Source organism: Jatrophihabitans sp. GAS493 (assembly GCF_900230215.1).
Lineage (GTDB): Bacteria > Actinomycetota > Actinomycetes > Mycobacteriales > Jatrophihabitantaceae > MT45.
Map to the genome: position 1 here is coordinate 2,962,965 of NZ_LT907982.1, position 10,472 is coordinate 2,973,436.

The following is a 10,472-nucleotide window of genomic DNA, read 5'->3' on the forward strand; positions in this document are numbered from 1 at the left end:
ACTCTGGTGGCGCGCCCGCTGGCGGCGGGCTCAGTTTCGCTCAGGACGGTGCTGGTGACGCGGCGTCCGCCGGAGCTATAGCAGGCTGGCGTGCGCACGGATGATCTCGATGCAGTCTTCGAAGCTCGGTCTTTCGCCGTAGACCAGATCCATTGCGGTCGCGTAGCCCTGGCGGCCAACTGACTGCCAGGGTGAATTGTTGTCGAGCAACGGGCTGCCGCCGAAGCCCGCAGCGGGTCGAGGCGTGAAGCTGAAATCTGCTTCTTGACTATGTTCATCGATGTCGGACCACAGGGCTTGGACTCCGGCCGGGCCCTGGGTTCGCAAGGCGCCGAGAACAGATTCTGAGCCGAGCAGCTGGTGCACGTCGTACAAGTGACGCCCGCCTTGCAGCAGTTTCGAGCGCGCGTGGTCGTCTGGGAAACGGGAAGCCCCTTCGTGCAACAGGGCGAGCTTCTCCAGCAGCGTCCGTTCGGGCGCAAGTACGGATGCCGGCACTGCCAGAAATTCCTCCCAGCTCGTCTCGGTGTCGCCCAGCGTGCCGATCGCATATTCGGCCACGAGGGACCGCAGATCATGAAGTTGAGTGGGGTAGGTGCCGCCGCGAGAGCCCATCTCCAGCAGCACGCCCTCGGTGACCGCGGAGGAGGTGCGTCGGGTCGGGTAGGCGTAGCGGATATTGCGTTTGACTCCGGTCGTGCTGGCGACTGCGGTGAACTCGGCGCCCAGATGGGCTGCAACCGCGTCGCGGATCGTTTTGAGTGCTTTGTCGCGAGCTCCGATAGAGAGCTCTACGGTGGGAAAAGCGACGAGCAGATCGACGTCCTCCGAGAAGCGTTCGATGAGCCCGTACGCACGGCTGAGGCTGGTCCCGCCCTTGAAGATCGTCTGGACAGGATGCTCTCGCCCATCTTTCGCGAGCACCGTTACCTCCCGAGTGGCCGCCCGGAGCACCTCGATCACCCAGAAGTCCTTCTCGACGAAGGCTGCGTCGATCCCAAGGGTGTCAGCGGTTGTCGCGACCAAAGCGTCGAGGCTGTCCGGGTCGCTTCTGAGCAGGGCCATCAGTGCGTAGCCTGCTCCTGGTCGACGGGCAGCACGGCGCGGATCCTGTTCTGTACATCGTTGGCAAGGCGGGCGTAGTTAATCCGCGCGGTGGGGGAGCGCTCGCCATCTACAGCGGAAGCGACGCGATCGAGGCGCAATGTCCCGCGTTCGGAGGCATCGGCCGTTGCCGCGACGAGAGCAGCCCAACCGCCTTCCACGACAGACTCCCAGCTGCCGCGGAGCAGTTCCAGGAGGGCGATCTCGGTGTAGTTGAGTTCGCGGCGGCGCATGTTGTTACGTCGAGAGACTCGGACGCCCGGTACGGACGTCGGGACTGGACCAGCCACGGTGAGAGCCGGAGTTGCGGGTAACTGAGTGGTGAGCCCGAGAGCCCGTGCAGCTGTGTGGCCGCTCGGTCCTACACCGACTCTCCCCAGCACTTCGACAGCGATCGCCTCCGAAGAGGGCCGGGTCATTCCATACCGCGTGCGTGCCCCCTTCCAGTAGAGACCTTTGCGGATGGAAATCAGATCGCCGTGTTTGTGCGCCCGGGAGGCGGCTGAACTCGCCGCTCCACGACTGCCAGGAAGCGTGTCGACATGCACGAAGGAACCCGAGGGCACGCCAGCGAGGTGCTTGCCGGGGCTCAGTGAGGTAGTCTTCATGACATGAAACTATACCGAAATCCTGTCACCGAGTCCATGCGGAGTGCTCTCGACACGCGCGGGCCCGACGTCATGAGGCATCGCGCCTGAGGGAAAAGTGTCAGACCGTCAGGGCATATTGGTGGCGATTGACGAGGTGATCCGTGCAAACAGCCGGCGATCTACAGTTCGCGAGCCCGACCGATCTCACCAAGTTCCTGGCGTGCCGTCCCGCGATGCGCCTCGACCTTGCCGTCGCCAGGGGCCAGCTGGCGCGCGCCGACGAGGTCCTCGACTCCTTGTTGGCACAGGGGCTGGAGCACGAGCCTCGCTACCTTCAGACGTTTAAGGATCGCGAGCTAAGTGTTACCGAGTTCGGCCACCTCAAGTCCACACCCGAGGCGTTGACGGCTGCGCAGGCGCCGACGCTCACAGCGATGGAGTGCGGTTGCGCGAAAGCCGAACCTGGCGCAACGGGTGATCGACTTTGAGCCGGCCGCGGATATGTTCAGCGGTGACCCAGGTTGAGGTGACCGCGTGAGTGTAGACAATCCCGCCGATCTGCGTGCGCTGATTCCAGGCGCGTTGGCTTGCTGGCCGTCCGCCCCCGGATCCCCCATCGGCGTTGTGGTCGAGGTGGCGACGCAGCAGGTCCGCGTGATGTTCGACGGAGTAGAGGAGCCCCAGGCGTTCAGTGTTCACGCCCAAGTAATCGAGCGCGTTCTGCTGACAGGCATGGTCCGCCGTGCAAGCACCGGAGCGATCGGCATGGTGCAGGGCATGACGACCGTCTCGCCGCCGCGATGGCAGGTCCTCATAGACAATCGCCTCGTCACTGTCGCAGAGGCGGATCTGAGGCCACACGTCCTCGAAGACCCGCGGAGCAGAATGCTCGCGGGCCGCTTCGGCACCGCACGACAGTTCTACCTGGCCGTCACGGCTCGACGGTACGAGAACGAGCAGGCTACGAACGACTTGGTGTCGCTTGGGGAATCCCGGGTCGATCTGAAGCCCCACCAGGTATCGGTGGTGCACCGGGTCGTCACGAGTTACCCACACCGTTACCTGCTGTGCGACGAGGTCGGTCTTGGGAAGACCATCGAGGCGGGCATGGTGCTCAAAGAGCTCCGTGCCCGCGGAACGGCTGTTCGATGTCTGGTGGTCTCGCCACCAAACCTCATCCGTCAGTGGCAGTTTGAGTTGAAGTCCAAGTTCAACGAGACCTTTTCGATCATCAACAGTCAGACGGTCAAGTACCTACGGGAGACCCAGCGCTACGAAGGCAATCCGTTCGACGCGTACGAGAGCGTAATCGTCTCGAGCGCGTGGATCACTGGGCCCGAGTGGGCCAAGTTGGCCACCCAGTCCGACTGGGACATGGTGGTTGTGGACGAGGCGCACCACGCCCGCGCGCGTATCACCGGAAACCGACGAGAAGAGACGTTGCTGTACCGCGTCGTTCGTGACCTCGTATCTCCGGCCGCTTTCTCCAAACGCGCAGCGCTTTTTCTCACCGCGACCCCCATGCAGCTCGACTCGCGTGAGTTGTACTCACTCGTCGAGCTGCTAGATCCGGCGTTATTCCCCACCGTTGAGCACTTTGAGCGGCACCGTTCTGAAGTCCCTGGTCTCAACCGGCTCGTCCACGACCTCTCAGAACATGGATTCCCGATTCCGGATGTTGAAAGCAGGTCGGTGATCGACCGCGTGGCTGGCTGGCTCAATCTCGAGGAAGCGGAGGCGGAGGCACGCCTGTCCGATGGTCGAACTTCCGTCGAGGAGCTGTGCGCTGAACTTTCTGCGCTCCACCTGCTCTCTGAGGTACTCATCCGCAACCGGAAGAAACTTGTAGGTGGCTTCATGCCCCGACATGCGCACAGGTCGCAGGTGGACCTCACCAAGGACGAGCGTCGAGCGCTTGACGCCGTCGAGGAATACGTCCATGACGGGTATGCCCGCGCGGATCGAACCAATGATCAGGCCGTCGGATTCGTCATGGTGATCTTTCAGAAGATGATGGCGAGCAGCATCAGCGCACTGCGCATGTCCCTCGACAAGCGACGCATCCGGCTCGAGCAGCGCGCACTTGAGCCGACGCTGGGCAAGCGTGCAGCCCGTCTGGTGGCTGACATCGAAGAGGGAATGGAGCGCGACGACTTCGTCAGCGCGCTACTTGGCGAGGGGGCTGTTGCCGATGTTGAGGAGGCCAACGAGCTAACCCGGTTGGTCGCCCTCCTTGACAAGGTCCCAGTCGACTCCAAGGCGGAGACACTCCTTACCCAGCTCCGGGTGCTGGCCGAGCAGGAACCGAATCCGAAGGTGCTGCTCTTCACAGAGTTCAGAGAGACCCAAGAACATCTTCGCCGACGGCTCGAGGAACTGGGCTGGGAGGTGTGCATGTTCCATGGCCAGCTCAAGCCGGAGCAGAAGGACGCGGAAGTGGACCGATTCAGGGCTGCCGCCGGACCGTCGATACTCCTGAGCACTGAAGCAGGCGGCGAGGGCCGGAACTTCCAGTTCTGCCATCTGCTCGTGAACTACGACCTGCCATGGAACCCGATGCGGGTCGAGCAACGAATCGGCCGAATCGACCGCATCGGCCAAGTTGACACCGTCCAGGTATTCAACTTCTGGGTGAAAGGCACGGTCGAGGAGAGAGTTCTCAACGTCCTGGAACGCCGGATCAACATCTTCGAAGAGACGGTCGGCGTGGCCGGACCCCGTGAATTGATCCACGGTTTGTGAGAGTCAGTTTCGGTGGGTGCAGATGGCAGCGTAGCGGGCTGGGGTTTGGTAGCCCAGAGCCGAGTGCCGCCGATGTTCGTTGTATTCCTGTTTCCAGTCGCTGATCACGACCCTCGCGTGGGCCAGGGACCAGAAGATGTTGATGTTGAGGCATTCGTCGCGGACGCGTGAGTTGAACGATTCGACGTAGCCGTTGCGCCACGGCTCGCCGGGTGGGATGAACGACAGCCCGACCTGTTCACCGGCCCAATCGGTCATCACCGCGCAGGCGAACTCGGGGCCGTTGTCGCTGCGCAGCACGACGGGGTACCCACGACCGGCGGCGACGCGGTCCAGTTCGTCGGCTAACGCATCAGCGGTGATGGACCGTTCCACGAGCCCACCGAGGCATTCGCGGGTGTGCTCGTCAATGATCGACACGATCTTGATCGGTCGGCCGTCGGTGGTGGCGTCGAACTGGAAGTCGACGGCCCACACCGTGTTCGGTGCGTCAGCTTTCGGTAGGCCGGGGGCGGTGCTGGTGCCGAGGCGTTTACGGCGGCGGCGTTGCGGCACGCGTAGGCCTTCGTCGCGCCAGAGTCGCTGTATTTTCTTGTGGTTCACCGTCCACCCCTCGCCGCGGGCGTCGTGATACGCGCGGCGGAATCCCCACCTCGGATGCGTTTTCGCGTACTCCCGTAACCAAGCCCGCAGCGCCGCGTCGGGATCGGCCGGCGTCGCCGCCTGTGGTTCGTGTCGCTGTGTGGTGCGGTTCTGCCCGGTCACCCGGCACGCGAACCGCTCACTCACGCCCATCGTGGTGATGAGGTGGTGAACGGCCGCGCGCCGGCGTTCCGGGCTCAGAAGTTTCCCCGGGCGATCTCCTTCAACGCGGCCTTCTCCAGCTCCGCGTCGGCGAGCAGCCGCTTCAGGGTGGCGTTCTCCCGCTCCAGGTCCTTCAACCGTTTCGCGTCGTCAGCTTTCAGGCCGCCGAACTGGTTGCGCCACCGGAAATAGGTCTGCTCAGAGACCTGCAATTCCCGGCAGACATCGGCAATGTCTTTGCCTTCGCCCAGCATCCGATCAGCCTGCGCCAGTTTCCGCACGACCTGCTCCGGGCTGTGCCGCTTCCTCGTAGTCATCGTGGTCAAGCCTTCCTGCCCACAACGTGGGCCGCAAGACTCTCACTCGACCTGGATCAACCAACCGGGGTCAGGCCAGGCGGCCTCGACCCGATCCTAGGAGACACCGAGCGCGATCTGACCAAGATCCTTCAGTTGGGCGGTGCGGAACGAGATCGCGCGCTGCGTCAGTTTGAGGACCGGCTCGAGGAACAGCTGGTGAGAGCGCGAGATGCTGACGAGAAGCTGCGTGACTTCATCATGGACACCAAGAGCTACTCACGACAGCTCGTGGCAAAGCTGACGGAAGGCGGATTCTCGATCACACCAGCAGACCTGGAGGCATTCGTCCTGCGCCTTCTCGCTGACGTCAACACATACATGCATCGCGAGAAGGACGGGACCTACGAGATCATGTTCCACGAGCCCTTCCTCAGCGACTACCCGAAGCACACGAAAGATCAACGACGCCGAACGGTGGCCCTGCGCCCTGATGTGAAACCCGACAGCGAGCACATCGAGTTTCTTGCTTTGGGGCACCCAGTCGTGGACGACCTGATCGCGCACGTCACCGGACCGGGTTACGCCGGATCCTCCGCCGCTTTCGAAATCGATGCGACCGGCGAGCTGGCGATGGCAACTGGATGGCTAGTCGTGCAAGAGCTCGGTGTTCCGGGAATCAAGGACCGCCGAGAAGTTGTCGCCTACTTCGTCCACGATTCTGGGACAGTGGATACCGAGTTGGGTCAGCGCCTCATGAGACGTGCCGCATCGTTCCCCAACGATCACGCACTCGTTGCCCAAGACGTGCCCTTCGACGAACTCGACGGGGCCCTTCAGGCCGCCGAAGCAGTGGGCTTCGGTCGTCTTGATGAGATCGAAACGCAGGCGCGTCTCGATGCCGAGTCTCAGCTTGCCCGCGAACGAATCAAACTCAGTACGTACTTCGATTACCGTGACGAAGCTGCCCGCGACCGGCTCGCCAGTTCGCTGCGAGTCCTCGCTGACCTCGAAGCAACCGACACGGCCGAGACTCGCAGGATCATGCCGGTGTGGCGGGCGAACGTAGCCCGGGATGAGCGGCTCGGCGAAGAACTACGGACGGAGCGTGTCCGCCAAGTTGAGCGGCTCGAGCACCGGGCGCACGGTGCCGGCGATAGCCGGCTTCTGGCGGTGGCTCGCATAGAGATCTTGGAGGGCTAGGGCCGATGGCTTATCCGGAGCTTCCTTTCCGGCATCTTTCGATTCGAGTCCCGTGGCACGACCGGCGGTGGGAAGGCTCGATCTGTGACGACCCGATCGGCAACGGTGCGTGCCTTCGCCAGAGCCGAATAGCTGAGGGGCGCGATGACGCCACGGAGGTTCGGCTTGCCGGTAGATCATGGGCCGACCTTGCCGACCACGAGCTCCCGCCGTGCACTGCCGAACGCGCCGGGTTCATGTCGCCGCGCTCACGCAGCGTGACGAAGCGTCACCCATATGCCAGCTGGAACGACGTGTACCGGAGGTTCGAGCCGACCACTTACGAGGTCCCGGGGTTCTCGGCCGACTGCGTGCCGTTCAGGTGGATGCTGCGAGCTAGCGCGGCGGAGATAGCCGAGGAGTACCAACTGCCGTACGAGAACAAACTCGAAGACGCGGTTGATCTTGAAGCGAGCCTTCGCGATCCCCGGTGGGTGCAGCACGCGCAGAATCAACAGCTCCTGCTGGACACCTTCTTCTCCGCCGACAAACCAGACAAGAGCCTGGCGTTCTTCTACGCGAAGGAATCCCCCCTGTCGGCGGATTCCCGCCGGATCCTCGTCGGCGCCGGCCGGGTACGAAGCGTCGCCACGGTGGTTCCTTACGTACAGAACGGTGCGGGCTTCGGTTCGGTGTTGTGGGAGCGGGTGGTACGACATTCCATCCGGCCGACGATGGAGGACGGCTTCCTGCTGCCGTACCACGACCTGCTCGCGTTGGACACAGACGGCGCGTTTGACCCGGCTGATTGCGCAGCGTTCGTTCCTGAAGAGTTTGGCTCGCAATTCTCCTACGCATCCGAGCACATCAGCCACGACGGGGCGCTCGCCGCGCTGTTTGCCCTCGACGGCGCGGTAGTTCGCTCGGCGCCGCTCGTAGCAGGCGACTGGGCAAGTGCACGACAGTGGTTGAGCGATCGAATCGCGGAAGTCTGGAGTGCCCGCGGGCCGTGCCCCGGTCTCGGAGCGGCACTGACGGCCTTCGGCATACCTCAGGGCGTGCTTCTCGCTTTCTCGGCGCAGTCGAAGATCGCGGAGAACGAAGATCCTTGGCCTCTCGTCGACCGTTGGCTCAGAGATCCATCCGATCACACGTCCGGAGTCAGCGTCTCGGCCACCATGGCTAAGGTCTGGGCCGCAATTTCGGACGAGCGCCGCGCCTTGCTGCAGCTTCTCTCGCGATTCGATCTCACCATCGCCCAGGCGACTCGCCTGTATCAGGAGACCGAGCGTGCCAAGGCCGGCATCGATCTGCTCGACTCGCAGTTGCTGGCGAACCCGTATCTGATCTATGAACGCGACCGATACGCGCTAGAGGCAGTTGCAGTTAGCACCGTCGACCGTGGCGTGTTTCCGGACGAGGTCGTGCGTCGCACACATCCGTTGCCGCAACTATCCGCCGTCGACGATCCGGTGGACCCGCGTCGAGTGCGTGCCCTCATCGTCGACGAACTCGAGCGCGCGGCAGACGCCGGCAATTCGCTTCAATCGCAATCACAGGTAGTTCAGTCCATACGGGATCAGCCGATACAACCTGCCTGCCCGGTGAGCCTAGACGTTATGGCCGTGTGCGCTGACGCACTGCCACCAGAGGTCGAAACTATGGCGATGAGCGACGGCCTGCCCGCCTACCAACTACAGCGACTGAGCAACGCCAGACGTGCAATCGCGCGGCAGGTCGATCGACGCCGCTCGGCGAAGCCGCTTGCCGTGACGGCAGACTGGCGACGCGTCGTCGATGATCAGCTCGGCCCCGTACCGGCCGAGGACGACGGGGACGAGGAGATGGCGCGCAGCGAGAAAGCGGCGGCATTGAAGGTGCTCGCCACCTCGCGCATATCCGTGTTGATCGGCTCGGCCGGCACGGGGAAGACCACCTTGCTCCGTGCCCTTTCCGCCCTACCGGAAGTCGCGTCACGCGGGGCTACTGCTGCTCGCTCCAACCGGCAAAGCACGAGTCAGGATGCAGGAGGCGATTGGTCGAACAGCCGGCGCCAAGGCCCAGACGCTGGCCCAACTCCTCGTTGCGATCGACCGCTACGACCCGACGACTGGCCGCTACCGAAGGTCTGACCACAACCGCATCAGTGCAGCGCGGACAGTCATTGTCGACGAATGCTCGATGCTGACCGAAGACGCGTTGGATGCGCTCCTCGACGGGGTGGAAGGCTTCGACCGATTGATCCTCGTCGGCGACCCACGGCAACTGCCGCCAATTGGCGTCGGCCGTCCATTCGTCGACATCGTCACCTACTTGCGCGACCAATGCGGGACGCTTGCGGTTCCACGGGTGGGAGCGTCGTACGCGGAGCTGACCGTTCCTCGACGGCAAGTTACGACCGGATCGTCGTTCGAGCGGTCTGACCTGGCCTTTGCCGAATGGTTCGCCGGAGAGGTGCCGAGTCCTGGCGCTGACGAGGTGTGGGACCTGCTCGGGCGCGAGGATCTTCCGACAATCGCTTTTCGGCAGTGGAACTCGGCCGAAGACTTGCACGAGACACTGCGTGACGAACTCTTACGCGGACTCCCGTTGATGTCTTCCCGCGATGACGCTGATGGATTCCAGTTGTCGTGTGGAGCCACCCGGGTAGGCAACCATCACTACTTCAACATCGGCGCAGCGAAGACCGCCGAGGAGTGGCAGGTCCTCTCTCCGGTCCGGGCATCCGCCGGAGGGATCGCCGAACTCAACCGATTGCTGCAGAAGTCCTATCGCCAGGGGGCTTTGGACCTGGCCCGCCCAACCGACCCGCGCTGGCGCAAGATTCCAAAGCCTGCCGGACCAGACGAAATCGTCTATGGCGACAAGGTCATGAACATCAAGAACGGGAAACGTACGCATTACTTCCCATCGTCACCGGACGTGATCGAGTACGTCGCGAACGGCGAGATTGGCGTAGTGACCGGACCCTTCCGAGGAAAGGGCAAGCATGTCCCGCTAGATCGACTTGAGGTGGAGTTTTCCACTCAACCGGGCACGGCGTACAAGTTCTGGTTCCGCGAGCTTGGCGGCGACGATGGCAGCTCGTTACTCGAGCTGGCCTACGCCATCACCGTCCACAAATCGCAGGGCAGTGAGTTCGGACGAACGTTCGTCGTCATCCCCAGTCCGTGTCGACTGCTGTCCCGTGAGTTGCTATACACCGCGTTGACGAGGCAGCGAGAGCACGTCACTGTCCTATATCAGGGCCCACTAACCGATCTCAAGAAGTACGCGAGCGCGGGCTTTTCGGAGACGTCCGCGCGGCTCACGAACCTATTCCACGCGCCAGCACCGGTCGAGTTCGACGGCCGCTTCCTCGAGTCGGCGCTCGTCCACAAGACGCGCAAGGGGATCCTAGTCAGATCGAAGTCTGAGCTGATCATCGCGGATCTGTTGTACTCGAAGAACATCGAGTTCGAGTACGAGCGTCCGTTCGTCGCGCCGGACGGATCGTGGCGATCGCCAGACTTCACCATTGTCGACGACACAACTGGGACGACGATCTACTGGGAACATCTAGGAATGCTCGCTCGACCGTCCTACCGCAGGAAGTGGATAGCAAAGCAGGCTTGGTATGCGAGCCACGGCGTACTCCCCGAGACCGAGAGCGGCGGTCCATCGGGCACGCTGGTGACAACGGAGGACGGTGTCGATGGTTCGATCTCGTCGAACGCGATCGAGCAACTCGTCGATCGACTGTTCGGCTGACATG

Annotated in this window: 8 protein-coding genes; 5 read left to right on the forward strand and 3 right to left on the reverse strand. The window is 63.0% G+C overall.

Annotated elements, in window-relative coordinates; translation table 11 throughout:
• Window positions 1-75: 75 nt before the first annotated feature.
• Window positions 76-1,065, reverse strand: coding sequence for a nucleotidyl transferase AbiEii/AbiGii toxin family protein (locus CPH63_RS13820; RefSeq protein WP_096303470.1), 990 nt, complete (start codon window positions 1,063-1,065; stop codon window positions 76-78).
• Window positions 1,065-1,337, reverse strand: a complete 273-nt coding sequence (locus CPH63_RS13825; RefSeq protein ID WP_096303471.1) for a hypothetical protein — start codon at window positions 1,335-1,337, stop codon at window positions 1,065-1,067. Before CPH63_RS13825 ends, CPH63_RS13820 begins: the two co-directional genes overlap by 1 nt.
• A gap of 518 nt (window positions 1,338-1,855) precedes the next feature.
• On the opposite strand from CPH63_RS13825, the gene CPH63_RS13830 reads away from it, so the two are divergent.
• Window positions 1,856-2,182 carry a hypothetical protein gene (locus CPH63_RS13830; RefSeq protein WP_096303472.1) on the forward strand — a complete coding sequence of 109 codons (327 nt, stop codon included), beginning with the start codon at window positions 1,856-1,858 and terminating at the stop codon, window positions 2,180-2,182.
• 46 nt (window positions 2,183-2,228) lie between these two features.
• The gene (locus CPH63_RS13835) at window positions 2,229-4,436 is read left to right on the forward strand and encodes a DEAD/DEAH box helicase (protein WP_157749545.1); all 2,208 of its coding nucleotides are present in this window, start codon (window positions 2,229-2,231) and stop codon (window positions 4,434-4,436) included.
• Between the two features lie 3 nt (window positions 4,437-4,439).
• On the opposite strand, the gene CPH63_RS13840 is transcribed toward CPH63_RS13835, so the two are convergent.
• A protein-coding gene (locus CPH63_RS13840; RefSeq protein ID WP_096303177.1) for an IS3 family transposase occupies window positions 4,440-5,557 on the reverse strand; the annotation gives its coding sequence in 2 pieces (ribosomal slippage) (window positions 4,440-5,290 and window positions 5,290-5,557; 1,119 coding nt in all).
• 135 nt (window positions 5,558-5,692) lie between these two features.
• Here CPH63_RS13840 and CPH63_RS13845 point away from each other — a divergent pair.
• From CPH63_RS13845 to CPH63_RS13855, 3 genes are read left to right on the forward strand one after another with little or no spacing between them, the layout of a single operon-like run.
• Entirely contained in the window at window positions 5,693-6,739 is a 1,047-nt protein-coding gene (locus CPH63_RS13845; RefSeq protein WP_096303474.1) for a hypothetical protein, read from the forward strand.
• Between the two features lie 5 nt (window positions 6,740-6,744).
• On the forward strand, window positions 6,745-8,850 hold the full coding sequence (locus tag CPH63_RS13850) for a hypothetical protein (protein WP_157749546.1): 2,106 nt from the start codon (window positions 6,745-6,747) through the stop codon (window positions 8,848-8,850).
• Window positions 8,741-10,468 carry an ATP-dependent RecD-like DNA helicase gene (locus CPH63_RS13855; RefSeq protein ID WP_096303476.1) on the forward strand — a complete coding sequence of 576 codons (1,728 nt, stop codon included), beginning with the start codon at window positions 8,741-8,743 and terminating at the stop codon, window positions 10,466-10,468. Before CPH63_RS13850 ends, CPH63_RS13855 begins: the two co-directional genes overlap by 110 nt.
• Window positions 10,469-10,472 lie beyond the last annotated feature (4 nt).

Bases quoted from the DNA above. Each gene is read 5' to 3' on its own strand.
- CPH63_RS13855 (WP_096303476.1), top strand. From the start codon at position 8,741: ATGCAGGAGGCGATTGGTCGAACAGCCGGCGCCAAGGCCCAGACGCTG.
- CPH63_RS13850 (WP_157749546.1), top strand. From the start codon at position 6,745: ATGGCTTATCCGGAGCTTCCTTTCCGGCATCTTTCGATTCGAGTCCCG.
- CPH63_RS13825 (WP_096303471.1), bottom strand. From the start codon at position 1,337: ATGCGCCGCCGCGAACTCAACTACACCGAGATCGCCCTCCTGGAACTG.
- CPH63_RS13820 (WP_096303470.1), bottom strand. From the start codon at position 1,065: ATGGCCCTGCTCAGAAGCGACCCGGACAGCCTCGACGCTTTGGTCGCG.